Here is a 14,945-nt window from a genome sequence, read left to right on the forward strand (position 1 = left end):
CTGGATTGTTTTTTGCTAAAATATCTATATTTATGATAAATCTACCTTAACCCATGATCAAATCTGCTGTTTTTTATCTCTGCCTGACACTACTGGTCCTGAGCTGCAAACCTTCCAAAACCAGCAAGCTGGTCCTGGACACCATCCCCGATCCCAAAACCCTTGGAGAAAGTTATGTCAGTAATCCGGACAACCTGCTTTCCGACGCAACAGTATCCACCCTGAACAGGGACCTGAGCGCACTGGACCAGGAAGGTACCGCACACATTGATGTCGTGTTTGTAAAAAGTATCGGAGACAATGTTCCAAAAGACATTGCACACGAGCTTTTCAGGAAATGGAAAATAGGTGACCAAAAAAGCAATAACGGACTATTGATCTTTATGGTAAAAGATCAGAAAAGGATAGAGTTTGAAACCGGTTATGGCCTGGAGGGCAGTCTTCCGGACATGATTTGCAGAAGGATCCAGGAAGATTACATGATTCCCTATGCCAGGAACAATGATTTCGACAATGCCGTTCTTAAAGGAGTCGACGCGACCATAAGCCACCTTAAAGGCAACGCTTCATCTCCGGCAGAACCAGAAGTCCAGGTGGTCTCTCCGCTCCCCGATCAGGCAACCGCTCCCGGCCCGGTCCCAGTCATGGATCCCGGAGCGATGCGTCCCGACCCCCGACCAGCTACCATTTCAGGAGAAAACCAGGTACAGCCTCCGGTCAGTAGCACTGAAAAAACCGGCCCCTCAGGCAATCCGGGAGGCTTACTTTCTATTTTGATCTTTGTATTTTACATGATCTTTGCAATTATCCTTGGCCGTAAAATGACCGCTTACAAATTTAAACGGGCATGGCTAAATCCCTTCATTTATTTAATGGTACTGGGTCCGGCCGCTTTGATCATTTATTTAAATCTATATTATCCAACGTCTTTTTATGACCTGCGGGCATTTTTTGTCCTTTGTTTTTTGCTCTGGTTCTTTGTTAACGCTCATTTTCTGATTCTAGGGGCAATACTAAAAGCAAGTCTGAAAGAAAAAAGCAGACATGAACAATACCTGGCCTGGAGAGAAAGACATGAGCCAATGGAAAAAATAGTCTTGAAACTTTTCTCTTTTCCATTTCTGAAAGCATACTGGGAAACCTATACAGAAAGATTAAAACGATTGCGGTACGACCCAATGGATTGTGATCATTGTAAAAGTACAATGACCCTTCTTGACGACAAAAAAGAGGACGCCTATTTATCTAAAGGACAGCTTACTGAAGAACAGATAGATGCTATAGATTATGACGTATGGCTTTGTACTTTCTGCAATGCGACCCTGGTACTGGACTATAAAAACCTTCAGTCAACAGCAAAACCCTGCAGCCAATGTCATTTCCAGACCATGGAGTTCAAAAAAAGAAAAATAATGAAACGGGCAAGCAGTTCCGATGATGGTTATGGTTATGAATATTATGTCTGTGCCAACTGCCTGTTTGAAGAAAGTATTAAATTCATTATCCCTCAAATTTCCAGTTCCAGTGACAGTTCTTCTTCTTTTTCAGACAGCAGCAGCTCTTCCTCTGACAGCTCTTCCTCCAGCAGCGGAGGAGATTCTGGGGGAGGCGGAGCAGGCAGCAACTGGTAACAAAAAAAGAGCGGCCAATCCTGGACCGCTCAATTAACTAACTTATTATTCATAAAAAAACTGGCTGTTGGGGAAGGAGTCGAACCTTCAAGGGGAAGTTAGCCGCAGTTCAAAATTAATTTGTGGTCAACCCATAAACTGTGTTTATCCCATGATCCCCACCACCGAGACAAGAAGGTGTGTCTGCCAATTTCACCACCCAACATGATATTTAAGAACTCCATTTAAACAGTAAGTTTTTGGTTTAGGTTGATTTTTTCTACCTTACTGTTTAAAAGCTGTAGGGGAAGGAGTCGAACCTTCAAGGAGTAGTTAGCCCTTTCGGGTTTTCCATATTCTCCACCACCGAGACAAGGAGGGGTGTCTGCCAGTTCCACCACCCTACAGTGTGCAGCAAATGTTAAAGAACTTATTTTTTTATCGTTTGCTTGATACAAATGTAATAAGAGCCTCAATATGTTGCAAATATTTTAAACAATTATTTTTATTTTTATAAATTCAATAATTATATTTGAATTTCATTATCAAATTAAAAATTCATGATAAAAAAAGAAAGCCAAAATTCAGAAATTGATAACCTCGATATAGACATCCTGAAACAACTGATGCAGGATGCCACCAAACCCTACACCGAAATCGCTAAAGACCTCATCGTATCGGGGGGGACCATTCACGTGAGAATGAAAAAATTACAGGAAATGGGCATCATCAGGGGTTCACACCTGATCATTGACCCCCAAAAAGCCGGATATGACATTTGTGCCTTTCTGGGAATTTACCTGGAAAAAGGAATCCAATATAAAGATGCAGTTGCCCAGCTGAGCCAAATCAAAGAAGTTGTGGAACTTCACTATACCACTGGTGCATACAGCATGTTTGCCAAAATCATTTGCAGGGATACCAGTCACCTCAGACACGTACTGAACGAAGAAATACAGGCCGTACCAGGCATACAACGAACAGAGACCCTGATTTCATTGGAGGAGAGCATCAGAAGGCAGATTGAACTGTAAGTCCAATCTGCTTTTTAAATTTACCCATCAGTCTTTATTCATTCTTACAATCCTGGGCATAAACCTACCCTCTACATCCACCAGCGCGGTCTGCGCCTGCATGACCCGCTCAATGTCCTTATAAGCCATAGGATGTTCTTCAATACTGCCACCAATTAAAGTAACCCCCGCTGTTCCCAGTATTTTCTTTAAAGCAGAAACCGTAGAACTGTTTCGGGCCTTTTGCCTGCTCATGGCCCTTCCTGCACCATGGGAAGCAGAATTCAGCGAGGCCGCCACCCCCTTTCCTTTCACCAGATAAGCAGCAGTACTCATACTGCCCGGAATGATCCCCATAGCACCCTGGTGGGCAGGCGTTGCACCTTTACGGTGTACCACCGCCTCAAGGCCGTCTTCCAGCAGTTCCTTCCAGGCAAAATTATGGTGGTTTTCTACTTTTGCCAGCGCCTGTAGTCCAAGGGACTTCAGCAGGCTCGAGTGAATCACATCATGACAGGCTTTTGCATAATCCCCGGCAAGATTCATACTCAACCAGTATTCCTGACCTGCCTGTGTATCCATGTCAAGCCAGGCCAGGCTTGACACTGGTTTTGGCAGCTTACAGGTTTCCATAGCAATCCGGGTATAGTACTGCGCCACATTTGCCCCTAAAGCCCTGCTGCCGGAATGGCTCAACAGGGCCAGGTATTTTTTGGAGGGAAGGCCCATTGAATTCCCTTCAAATAATTCCAGTTCTCCAAATTCCACAAAATGATTTCCGCCACCAGAACTACCGAGTTGCCTGGCCGCCTTTCCCTGTAGCTTTTTCAAGAGCTCCGTCTGATGAAATACAGGACTATCCATAATTTCATGTTCCGGCTGCACATCCAGCATTCCTTCCATTCCAAAATGTGTAAATTGTTTCATCGAAACTTTTATCTGGTGACTGTAACGTTTAAAAAAGCTATCGCTTTCATCAATAATGGTCATGGCCATCCGGCAACCAATATCTACGCCCACTGCGTAGGGTATAACCGCATTTCTTGTGGCCAGTACCCCTCCTATAGGCAACCCATAACCGGCATGTGCATCCGGCATTAAGGCACCTTGCAGCACCACGGGCAGGGACATAGAAAGTTCCATTTGTTTCTTTGCCCCGGCCTCAATGTCCCGGCCTCCATAAATTTTAAGCTGGCCGGTTTCCTGAAGCAGGGAATAGCTCTTAAAAGCAAGTGGTTTTGGCCTGTCCATAAAGGTTTCGGCAATCTTGCACAGGAACTGGTCATCTATAAAATCTTGGGGATATTCCCTGATTTGATGGAGTAGCGCTATAATTTCACTTTTTGAATGGTGTTTGTAGTTCCTGGCCATGATATTGATCACCAGGCTTCTCGCTTTATCATTCGTATAACCTATTTTACTAAGTTCTTTTGTTTTTAAAATGCTCATTGTTTTATGCTTTTATCTTCCCGGTCTGTGTTTATACCGGAAATCCCCAATGGAAAATTGATGGTTATCCATTGAATTTGCAGTACCCATATTTGAATACAGATACCTTAAAAAATTAATTGTTATTGAATTTGTATAATCGATCCTTAGAAAAGGACACACTCCTTCCAGACTCCGGAAAATCCTCAAATTACAGCAGACGTGATTCGCTAAACAGCAAAAATTTTAAACGGGCAGCGTTATGCCAATAAAATATATGATGAACAGAATTGCGCCTGCCCTTAATGGGTAGCGGAAGAAAGGGGCGATATGTAAATATATTCTGTCATGATTCCAGAAGTTAAAAGGTTAACACCAAAAGGAATTGACCCAAAGATAGGTTATTTCATCTGATTTCGGCAAATGCAAAACACCTTAAATGACAAAGGGCCCCTAAAGGCCCTTGTCGAATGTTATTTAAATTTATCTTTTAAAGCAGCGAGCTTCATTTGAAGATCGCCTTCCGGAAGGGCTTTTTCCTTTCTGGGTTCGTGCTTTTTAGCTGTTGGCCTGGAAGGACCTGGCTTCGATACATGCTTTGGCCTGGCCTGTTTTACTTTAGGTTTATCGCTTTTGGGTGAAGGTCCTTTTTTCATGGAAAGCGAAATGCGTTTGCGTTCCACATCTACTTCCATTACCGTTACCTCCACCTTCTGGTGCACTTTAACCAGATCATTTGGATTGGCAATGAATTTATCCGACATCTGGCTGGTATGTACCAGTCCGTCCTGATGAACACCAATGTCTACAAAAGCACCGAAATTGGTAATGTTTGTCACAATTCCAGGCAATTTCATCCCCACTTTCAGGTCTGCAATTTCATTTACCCCATCGGTAAAACTAAAGACCTCAAACTGCTCCCGGGGATCCCTGCCAGGTTTTGCCAGCTCGTTCATGATGTCATTTAAAGTTGGCAAACCTACCTGGTCACTCACATACTGCTGCAACTTGATCTGTTTTTGTTTCTGTACATCTTTAAGTAATTCTTCTACAGAACAACCGCTATCGGTTGCCATTTTATGGATCAAAGCATAGCGCTCCGGATGGACCCCACTTGCATCCAACAACTCCGCACCATTTCTGATCCGCAGAAAACCTGCAGCCTGTTCAAATGCTTTATCGCCCAAACGCGGTACCTTTTTCAGGCTTTCTCTGTTTTTAAAGGCCCCGTTTTCATTGCGGTAATTGATGATATTTTGTGCCAGCTGAGGGCCCAGGCCCGAAACATAGGCCAAAACCTGTTTAGAAGCCGTATTCAGTTCTACACCCACGGCATTCACACAACTCATTACAGTATCATCCAGTGCCGCCTGCAATTTGTTCTGGTCCACATCATGCTGATACTGCCCCACACCAATAGACTTGGGGTCAATTTTAACCAGTTCGGCCAACGGGTCCATTAAACGTCGTCCAATGGAAACCGCTCCCCTTACGGTAATGTCATGGTCCGGGAATTCTTCACGGGCCACTTCAGAAGCAGAATAGATAGATGCTCCGTTTTCATTCACCATCACCACAGCGACTTCCGGTAAAGCCAGACTCCGGATAAAAAGTTCAGTTTCCCTTCCTGCTGTTCCGTTACCAATTGCTATCGCCTCTATTTCATGTTTGGCCACCAGTTTTTGAATGCTCTCTGTTGCATTTCTGATGTTGCCTTGCCCGGTGTGCGGAAAAATTGTCGTATTCTCTAACAATTTACCCTGTTTGTCCAGGCAAACGACCTTACAGCCCGTCCGGAAACCCGGGTCAATAGCCAGAACATTTTTTTGCCCCATTGGTGCGGCCAGAAGCAGCTGTCTTGCATTTTCTGCAAAAACCCGGATGGCCTCTTCATCGGCTTTTTCTTTTGAAAAGCCCCGGAGCTCATTTTCCATAGAAGGGGCCAAAAGACGCTTATAGCCATCCTGAATCGCCAGTTCCACCTGTTTTGCGTTCGCATTGGCTGCTTTGACAAATTGTCTCTCCAGCAAAGCGATCGCTCCATCTTCTGCAGGAACGAGTTCCAGTTTTAAAACAGACTCGTTTTCACCTCTTCGCATGGCAAGTACCCGGTGTGAAGGGGTCGATTTAACCGGCTCATCCCAGTTAAAATAATCTTTATATTTTACCCCGCCTTCTTCTTTTCCGGCAACAACCACAGATTTGAATTTGGCCTGTTGCTGGTAATAATTTCTCATGATGGTACGGGCCTCTGCATTTTCATTGATCATTTCGGCAATGATGTCCCTTGCCCCGGCAAGCGCCTCTTCCACCGTATGTACCCCCAACTCTTCATTCAGAAAAGACTGGCCTTCCTGTTCTGGGTCTCCGGCAGCCTGCTCCAGCAGTCTTAATGCCAAAGGCTCCAATCCTTTTTTCCTGGCCTCAGAGGCCCTGGTTTTACGTTTAGGTTTATATGGCAGATAAATATCCTCAATTTCTGTAATCGTTGCCGCAGCATTGATCTGAACTTCCAGCTCAGGGGTTAATTTACCCAATGCCGTTAAAGCTTTTAAAATCGCTTCTCTTCTTTTATCCAGGTCCCGAAGCTGCTGGAAACGGTCGCGGATACCGGCGACCTGAACCTCGTCGAGGCTTCCGGTCATTTCTTTACGGTAACGGGAAATGAAAGGGACAGTAGCGCCCTCATCCAGTAATTCAATGGTGGCAAGGATTTGTTTTTCTGCTACACCTAATTCAGCAGCAATGATTTTCGAGTGATTACTCATTTGACTGTTTTTTTAAAATAAAAAATCCCGAAGGGCATCAGCCATCGGGATTGTATTTTTAAGATTATCTTTAATAGCTTATTTTGCTACGTACAATACTTCTTTCACGGCTTTCACCACGCGCTCTGCATTTGGCAGACTTGCTGCGATCAATGTAGGGGCATATGGAAGCGGAACATCTGCGCAGGTAATACGCAATACCGGGGCATCCAGGTGGTCAAAAGCATTTTTCTGAACATTGAATGCAATTTCAGAAGAAATGGAAGCCAATGGCCATGCTTCTTCTACAATCACCAGGCGGTTGGTTTTTTTAACCGACTCGATAATGGTGGCATAATCGATAGGACGTACTGTACGCAAATCAATCACCTCTGCATTGATGCCTTCTTTAGTCAGCTCTTCTACTGCAGGGTTAACCACACGGGTAAGCATTTTACCAAAAGTCACAATGGTTACATCTGTACCTTGCTTAACAACATTGGCTTTGCCCAGAGGAATGTAATATTCTTCTTCAGGCACCTCGCCTTTATCGCCATACATCACCTCAGATTCCATAAAAATTACAGGATCCGGATCCAGGATAGACTGTTTTAAAAGACCTTTTGCTTCGTAAGGGGTTGAAGGGACCACAACTTTTAAACCAGGGCAGTTTGCATACCAGTTTTCAAAGTTCTGAGAGTGCTGCGCACCCAATTGTCCGGCATTACCGGTTGGTCCGCGGAACACAATAGGAACAGAAAATTGTCCTCCACTCATGGATAACATTTTTGCTGCACCGTTAATAATCTGATCAATAGCAACCAAAGAGAAGTTAAATGTCATAAACTCTACGATTGGAATTAATCCGTTCATTGCTGCCCCTATACCTATACCGGCAAATCCAAGCTCAGCAATAGGGGTATCAATAATGCGTTTGTCGCCAAACTCATCCAGCATACCCTGACTAACCTTGTATGCACCGTTGTATTGCGCAACTTCTTCACCCATCATGAACACGTTTTCGTTTTTACGCATTTCTTCGCTCAGGGCTTCACGCAGGGCTTCTCTAAATTGAATCTCTCTCATTGTATATTCAAATATTAACTGTGGGCAAATATAAGTATTGTAATCTAATTATAAAGTTTGTTTTAACCGGACAATGATTCTCCAAAATGCAGGATATTACCATTGTTGTCTAATATGGAAAACTGTCTCATTTCCCATGGCATATCTGCCAATCCGCCTTCCGGATGGATCACGCCTTCCGCCTTATATTGCGCAAACAGCGCATCCACTTCTGTAACATTGATGTAGCAGCCTGTGGCTTTTGGGATCTGAGGATCTGTTGTGGTCCAGAAATGCAGGAAAACATCATCCTTACCAAAAATCAGGTAGCCCTCCCATTCCGAATGAAAGGTAAAACCCAGTTTCTTTGTATAAAAGTCAATAGTACTTTGTGTATCCAGGGAGGCCAGAATAGGTACTGCCGATGTTAACATTTGTTCCGAATTAAAGTCCGCATAAAGTTAAGTAGGGCGAATATAGAAATCCTGCTTCATTTTCCGTTGGCAAAAATGGCATACTTTCGTCAAAAAGTTCTGACAATTTGATCCGCAGCAATTCCAGGAATTCGGTTTTAATACTTTCCAGCCTTTCCCCGTTCAGTTTTGTCTTCTCCTTTCCTTCCATAAACCAGGTGCCTTCGTTGCGGATGTTACGGGTACTGTAAAGATTGGGTTCTACCCCCTTCAAGCCATTTGCCTGCTCAAATACATATGTATAAAACAGGGTCTGGACCAGGGCCTTGTTTTGTTTATTTCCATTGGTATCAAAAACATCTTCCAGGTTACTGAACCTCAGGTTATCGCTGCCGGTTTTATAATCGACGATCCTTGTCGTGCCATTTTTCCGGTCAATCCGGTCAATAATCCCATGCAGTTTGATTTTGTATGGTTTTCCTTTCCGTTCAAAAGCAAACTCCACCTGGTCCCGCTGTTCCAATGCCAGGATCTCAAAAGGGGCCTGTTGCTCATCATAATCCAGAATCAGTCCGGCATATTCTTCAGCGATGGCCAAAACCACTTTCTGCATCCCATTATGGACCACCTGATGCGATTCATTGTCAAACATTACCTTGGCAAAGCCCCGCACGGCAAGTTCAGGAATCTCTTTTCTTTTTGCGGCAATGGCTTCTTTAGACACGACCGGATCTGAATTTCTGAGTTCGCCATAAAAGGTTTCCATAACATAATGCAAAATGGACCCGATGTAATTCGCCTCCAGATTCTCCGTAATTTCTTCCGGCTCTTCTATTTTCGCAACGTATTTATAAAAAAACTGCAAAGGGCAATTGATGTATGTGGTTAAAGCGGAAGCCGACAAAGCAATTTCTCCTTCCAGATATTTGTTCAGTACAGCCATCACTGCTGCATCTTTTTCAACCTTAACCGCTTTTTTCATTTCAGTCCGGATGCTTTGTTTATGCTCCAGATAATGGAAGGTATAGCCGCTTTCATACTCCAGCTGTCTTAAAAAGCGACTGGGCTCTCCTGTATTGGTCTCATCGGCCTGCGCATTATACACCAGGCTCACCTGCTCGGAGCGCTGCAACAAACGGTAAAACATATAGGCCGAAATGGCATCCTGGTTTTCCAATACCGGCAAGCCATAGGCCCTGCGGATACCATCAGGAATAAAACTCGGGGAAGCACTGCTTTGCGGCAGCAGGCCTTCATTGGTCCCCAATATATAAATTCTTTCAAAATCGAGGTTCCTGCTTTCCAGCAAACCCATCACCTGTATGCCCTGTAAAGGTTCACCACTTAGAGGAACAGAAATTCCCTGTATGGCTTTCTGGATCAATGACAATACAAAAGACAAATCCCCGCTTTGCTGTAACTGGGGCAAATATGCTTTTAAAGAATCATGAAGGCGGTTGAGCTCCTTAATTGCTGCAACAAAAAGATCGGCCTCTGTTTGTCTAAGGCTTTTATCGGCCAGCTGTTGCTCGAGTATCCGCTTAAAAATGGCCTGCAAAATCCCGGTAGCTTCCTCTGCTGAATTCACTTTCCTGAAAAACAATTCCAGTAAACCTTTCTGGCCCTGAAGCCGGCTTAAGGGCACCTCCGCGAGCTGTTCACCCAATAGTTTGTGCTGAATTTTCCCTCTTTGCTTTTCATTAATCCCGGTTAAAGGATGAGACAAAAAAGCCTCTACTTCACGATAATAAACGGTTTCTTTTGCGCCCTGGATCAGTTGCGCCTGGATACTGAGCCAAAGGTCGGCCAAACCAAAAATAGAAGAAGCCGCCAGAGGATAACCCATGGTCACATTCAGGTGAAGTATTTTGCTTTGCCCATCCAGCTCATAATGTGTTGGTATGGTCTGTAATACCGGCAAAAGCAAACTTTCATCCGCAAGGATCAAAGCAAGCCGGCCCGCATTGTCCGGGTGATCCAGTAAGGGATAATCTTTTTGCAAAGCCCCTTCCAAAACTTTTGCCTGTGCCACCTGACCTTGTGTTTTGTAAACGTTTACCGTTTTTGGATTGGAGCGGATTTTGTCTTTGACCTGCTCAAAAACATTTTTTAACCCGGTTTGCTGCAAATTTTTTCGCAGAAACAATCCGGCCTCCTGCAAAGGGTCATCCAGGTAATAAGGATCCGCATCAAAATAAAACAGCGCTTTACCTGCTTCCTGCCAGCGGCTAAAAACCTTTGCTTCGGCCCTGCTCAAAGCATTAAACCCTACAAATACCAGCTTCGCCCTGTCAAAATCCTTAATAAAGTCAGGGTTTCCGCTTTTTCCCTCAGCCAGTTGCCGGTAAACATTACCGATAGTACTCAGTCCTTTCTTTTCCAGTTCCAGGTGAAAATTCTGGTACAATTCTGGCATTCTCTGCCACATTTTAATAAACTGCTCCTGTTGTTTTTTATGTTTTCCTTCTGAATAAGACGTCCAGAACCCCTTTAAAAAGTCTTGTTGCTCCTGGGTAAGGTAATCGAATTCATAATCTACAATGGCAAAATCTTCTAGTTGCCGGAAAATTGTTCCGGCATCGACCAGGTCATTGTCGATCTGCGCAAAATCACTTAAAATAATTCTTGCCGCCGGATAGAACCTGGCCGGCTCCATAATTTCTTCCCCGTAGCTTCGGGCCAGTTCATTATAACATTGATATAAAGTGAAGAACTGGGAAAACCCATCTGCAATTTTAAAAGTAGAAGACAATGCAAAAAACTCCTGGATGGTAAAAAAGGAAGGGCTCCAGAATGGTTTTTGAATCAACCTGGCCAAATGGTTCTGCATATAGGCCACCGGCCTTTTATTGTTAAAAATAATTGCCGTATACTGCAGGTCCTCTCCAAAACGCTCCAGCAGATCTTCGGCGACCTCTGTTAAAAATGCTTTCATCTGTTTACACTTCTTTTAACTGTCCGCTAAGCGCATAAAACAAATAAGTCCTGACCTTTGAATAGCCCATGGCCTGCAATAAGCTCCGGTAATGATCTATTTGTTCAATGTGTCTGTTGCTTTCCTGCTGCGTAAATTTATAATCAATTACCGTGACCTCTGCGCCATTCAACAGCACTTTGTCCGGCCGGAAGCTTTTTCCATGCGCATCTATAATGCTGCGCTCGTTTAGACTTTTTCCTGTTCCGGCAAGCAATTGCTGCAAACCGGGATGCTGTAAAACAGACAGGGCCTGATTTTTCAGGAAGGGATATTCCTCCTCCTTAAAAAAACCTTCCAACAGCAGGTTTTTCAATATGGGTTCCACCGCTCCGGCCTCTGTTGCCTGGGCCAGTACTTCATGCAGAATTGTTCCCCATCGACCGGCATCTTCTCCGGTGAGCAAATTGATTTCCCGTCTTTTCAGGTTTGCATCAAAAACCTGGGTTAACCTGTCCGAAAGTGGGTAGTGGTCCAGTTCTATTTCCGGATCCCTCGCCTGTTTTTGTGGAACCGTAGGTACGATTTCATCCAGCAGGTATTGACCCTGATCGGAAAGCTGGTCGGCAAAAACTTTACAAAGCAGGTCCCCTATATTGGTGATCGTATCTGTTTTTTTACCCATGGTACTGATGTACAGATACTCTTTAGATCGTGTAGTGGCTACATACAGCATATTCAGGGCGTCCATATTGTTATACAACAGCTCTTCAAAATAAGGCTTTGCCACCGTAGAACGGCCCAGCTCCTTATTGTATTTTAAGGGTATACTGTGCAAATGATGGTAAGGCGTACCCTGTGCAGAGACCCAGAACACGCCATTTGTCTTACCGTTGATATCCCAGTTACAGAAAGGCAGCATTACGGCCCTAAAAGCCAAACCTTTAGACTTGTGAATGGTCATGACCTGCACCGCATCTGTATTTTCTGAGGAAGGCAGCGTTTTGCGCAGGCCCTCCTCCTTCCAGTAATTCAGAAAAGCTGCAATTCCCCGCTCTCCCTGCAGGGTAAAACGTCCGGCCAGGTCTCTCAACGCAAATAAATAAGGCAAATTGAAAGCCTGTTCAGGACGCTGTAATCCATAAGCCTCTATGATTTTCTCCAGCAAGGCCGGAAGAGGCTGCTGCATCCATTTTTCCCATTCAGTGCAAAGTGCATGCGGCAGCAAATCACCCAAATCTGAAAGTTTCTTTAGCTTCAATCCAAACAGGTCACTGGGTTTCAATGACCGGTGCTGCAGATCGGCGTACAGGCTAATGCAGTTGGCTTTGTATAAAACCGTATTTTCTGCAAGCCCTCCCATCACCTGTAAGGTATTGATCAGCAATTTTATCGCCCGGTTATTGCTCAGCAGCAGCGCTTCGCCCGAAACCACATCAATCCCATGCTCCATTAAGGCCTCCACGGCAGCGATCGCCTCTGAGTTAGAGCGCACCAGAACACAAATGTCCCCTGCTTTATATTTTTTTTCCTGGAATAAATGTTCCAGTTCTGCAATCATTTTATCCAGGGCAAGTTCCCGAAAAGAAGTTTTGGTTAAGGCAGCTCCTTCTTCATCTGTTTTAAACACATTAAAACTGATCGTTCCACCTTCCAGGGTGAAAGGTGTTGTTTTTTGTGCAGCCTCTGCATAAACGGCTGTAACCACCTGATCAAAACCCTTTTCCTGCCACCAGGCCGCAAGATCCCCAGGCCCATTCTGCTCAGCGACTGTTGCATTTAAACTGCCTTGCATGAATTGGGGCAGTTGCCCGTACAGGTAATTGTTAAAATCAATAATGTTTTTGGTGCTCCTGTAATTTTCTTCCAGACTTTCTTCCTGCACATTATGTGCTTTTACATCCTTCTTTGCCTGCTGGTGCAGAATGTTCCAGTCTCCGTTGCGCCACCGGTAAATGGACTGCTTGGTATCTCCAACAATCAGGTGATCAATCAGTTTACCACTCGGAGCGGCCATCGCATTACTGAGCAAAGACTTAAAGCTGCCCCATTGGTTGGCAGAAGTATCCTGGAATTCGTCAAAAAGAAAGTTCCGGTAGCGGTTGCCCATTTTTTCCCAGATAAAAGAAGGATTTTCATCCGCATCATCTGTAATTCCTTTTAACAGGGTCTGCGCATCACTGATCAGCAGGTTTGGACTTTCATTTCTATACGCTTTCAGCAATACAGCCATTTCCTGCATGAGCCGCAGGTAATAAAGGTTTTTGTTAAAAGCATGTGCTAAAAGATAAGATGGCAGCCCCTGCTGATAACGGTTTACCAATTTACCCAGTACCGGATTCAGCTCCTGATAAGCCCCGGTATAATCCGAGCCTTTCTGAAACCATTCTTCCGGTTGGTCCAGCAGTTTTTCCAGACTCAGGACCTTGGAAAGGTCTCCCGAGGCAATTTTTTGCAAATTATTTAAAGGAGACCTCGATTTCCCCTTTAACTCCGATACATCAATGCCTTCTACCTGGAAAATTTCCAGTGCCTGGGTGGCGAGATCAGTCATTTCCTGCTCAAAAGCCTCGATTCCCAGCCTGGTCACTTTATCATAATCTTTGAAAAGGGCATCCAGGTCTGCCGATTCCCCCAAAGCCTCTATCGCCTTTTCAAATGGCTGATAACGTTCTTTAAAAATTTCATTGCTCAATTCAAGCAGTTCCCTGCGGTAATTCCAGCTCAGGTTATTGTCAATCCGGTCCAGGGCAAGATCAATGATCCACTGCAACAATACCGGGTTTTTATCCAGGGCCTTATCCAGTCTTTCTGCAAGTTCATTTTTTACCTTGTCATAATTCATTTCCAGACCATAACCGGCATCCAGTCCCAGTTCAAAAGCAAAACCACGGATCACTTTCTGGACAAATCCGTCAATGGTGCTCACCGAAAAACGGCTGTAATCGTGCAGGATTTTCCTGTAAATTGTATCTGATTTTCGTTTTAAACTGCCTGGGTCCAGCTCCGGGTGCGCCCTTAATACAATTTCACGGTAATCGTTAATTTTTTTGGAGGGGTCGTCTTCCGCAAAGCCTTTTAACACTTCCATAATGCGGCTTTTCATTTCCTCGGTCGCCTTATTGGTAAAGGTAACCGCCAGTATTTCCCGGTATTTTGTTTCGGAAGCCAAAAGCAGGGTCAGGTAATGCGCAGTCAGGCTAAAGGTTTTACCAGAACCTGCAGAAGCTTGTAATATTTTAAGAGGCAGTTGGGCCATCAGGTAAAGCTATCATTTATTTGCAAATTTTTTCTGACAAATGCGCTTTAGCCAGCAAATGAATTCCAATAACCCGGGCATCAAAGCAAAATGAACAGGGTATTTTTTTCAGATAAAAAGTTCTAAAAATGAACCCATTTTCCCTGAAAAGTTGTATCTTGAACAGGCAAGGAAACGGAATTGGACCCGGACTTAAACAATTGTGGAATAAGGCCCTGGGTTTGGCTGGTAACCAAGCCGACGCTAAGATTAGTATGTGCCGGATTTGAGCCGCATTTCATTCGATAAAATACATCTGACAGATGGCCGACAAGGCACTTAGCCTAAAACTTTAGCCCATGCAGCAGTAGGCCCTGCTTTAACCCTCATTTCAGCCCTAAAAAAACAAACACCGGAATGTGACAACCACCGCTTGCTCCTTAAAAATAAACTACCATTTAAGTCGTATAATTTTAAAATCAGATTACAAATGTTAAACATCAGGGCCGTAACTTTG

Annotated in this window: 8 protein-coding genes and 2 tRNA genes; 2 read left to right on the forward strand and 8 right to left on the reverse strand. The window is 44.3% G+C overall.

Annotated features, from left to right (window positions below; all coding sequences use genetic code 11):
* Positions 1–53 precede the first annotated feature (53 nt).
* Complete coding sequence (locus tag B0O44_RS05690) at positions 54–1,631, forward strand: TPM domain-containing protein (protein WP_110828031.1); 1,578 nt, start codon at positions 54–56, stop codon at positions 1,629–1,631.
* A gap of 61 nt (positions 1,632–1,692) precedes the next feature.
* On the opposite strand, the gene B0O44_RS24930 is transcribed toward B0O44_RS05690, so the two are convergent.
* A tRNA-Asp gene (locus B0O44_RS24930) sits at positions 1,693–1,836 on the reverse strand.
* Between the two features lie 73 nt (positions 1,837–1,909).
* Positions 1,910–2,017, reverse strand: a tRNA-Asp gene (locus B0O44_RS24935).
* 153 nt (positions 2,018–2,170) lie between these two features.
* On the opposite strand from B0O44_RS24935, the gene B0O44_RS05700 reads away from it, so the two are divergent.
* Positions 2,171–2,644, forward strand: coding sequence for an Lrp/AsnC ligand binding domain-containing protein (locus B0O44_RS05700; RefSeq protein WP_110828035.1), 474 nt, complete (start codon positions 2,171–2,173; stop codon positions 2,642–2,644).
* 27 nt (positions 2,645–2,671) lie between these two features.
* Here the strand turns inward: B0O44_RS05700 and B0O44_RS05705 are convergent, their stop codons facing one another.
* The 6 genes from B0O44_RS05705 to B0O44_RS05735 form a co-directional block, all read right to left on the reverse strand.
* The gene (locus tag B0O44_RS05705; protein ID WP_110828037.1) at positions 2,672–4,072 is read right to left on the reverse strand and encodes an RtcB family protein; all 1,401 of its coding nucleotides are present in this window, start codon (positions 4,070–4,072) and stop codon (positions 2,672–2,674) included.
* A gap of 452 nt (positions 4,073–4,524) precedes the next feature.
* Positions 4,525–6,819, reverse strand: coding sequence for a Tex family protein (locus B0O44_RS05715; protein WP_110828039.1), 2,295 nt, complete (start codon positions 6,817–6,819; stop codon positions 4,525–4,527).
* Positions 6,820–6,897: 78 nt separating this feature from the next.
* On the reverse strand, positions 6,898–7,884 hold the full coding sequence (locus B0O44_RS05720) for a pyruvate dehydrogenase complex E1 component subunit beta (protein WP_110828041.1): 987 nt from the start codon (positions 7,882–7,884) through the stop codon (positions 6,898–6,900).
* A 62-nt stretch (positions 7,885–7,946) separates the two neighbouring features.
* Complete coding sequence (locus B0O44_RS05725; protein ID WP_110828043.1) at positions 7,947–8,297, reverse strand: bleomycin resistance protein; 351 nt, start codon at positions 8,295–8,297, stop codon at positions 7,947–7,949.
* A gap of 10 nt (positions 8,298–8,307) precedes the next feature.
* Positions 8,308–11,211: a PD-(D/E)XK nuclease family protein gene (locus B0O44_RS05730; RefSeq protein WP_110828045.1), complete on the reverse strand. Its 2,904-nt coding sequence runs from the start codon at positions 11,209–11,211 to the stop codon at positions 8,308–8,310.
* A 4-nt stretch (positions 11,212–11,215) separates the two neighbouring features.
* Positions 11,216–14,449 (reverse strand): UvrD-helicase domain-containing protein, encoded by a 3,234-nt coding sequence (locus B0O44_RS05735; RefSeq protein WP_211321322.1) that lies wholly within the window; start codon positions 14,447–14,449, stop codon positions 11,216–11,218.
* Positions 14,450–14,945: the final 496 nt, after the last annotated feature.

The sequence above is a fragment of the Pedobacter nutrimenti genome (genome assembly GCF_003208655.1).
Classification (GTDB): Bacteria; Bacteroidota; Bacteroidia; order Sphingobacteriales; family Sphingobacteriaceae; genus Pedobacter; species Pedobacter nutrimenti.

What these genes read in the sequence shown, in the direction of transcription:
- B0O44_RS05705 (WP_110828037.1), bottom strand. Translation starts at nt 4,072, where the DNA reads ATGAGCATTTTAAAAACAAAAGAACTTAGTAAAATAGGTTATACGAAT.
- B0O44_RS05715 (WP_110828039.1), bottom strand. Translation starts at nt 6,819, where the DNA reads ATGAGTAATCACTCGAAAATCATTGCTGCTGAATTAGGTGTAGCAGAA.
- B0O44_RS05735 (WP_211321322.1), bottom strand. Translation starts at nt 14,449, where the DNA reads ATGGCCCAACTGCCTCTTAAAATATTACAAGCTTCTGCAGGTTCTGGT.
- B0O44_RS05700 (WP_110828035.1), top strand. Translation starts at nt 2,171, where the DNA reads ATGATAAAAAAAGAAAGCCAAAATTCAGAAATTGATAACCTCGATATA.
- B0O44_RS05720 (WP_110828041.1), bottom strand. Translation starts at nt 7,884, where the DNA reads ATGAGAGAGATTCAATTTAGAGAAGCCCTGCGTGAAGCCCTGAGCGAA.
- B0O44_RS05725 (WP_110828043.1), bottom strand. Translation starts at nt 8,297, where the DNA reads ATGTTAACATCGGCAGTACCTATTCTGGCCTCCCTGGATACACAAAGT.
- B0O44_RS05730 (WP_110828045.1), bottom strand. Translation starts at nt 11,211, where the DNA reads ATGAAAGCATTTTTAACAGAGGTCGCCGAAGATCTGCTGGAGCGTTTT.
- B0O44_RS05690 (WP_110828031.1), top strand. Translation starts at nt 54, where the DNA reads ATGATCAAATCTGCTGTTTTTTATCTCTGCCTGACACTACTGGTCCTG.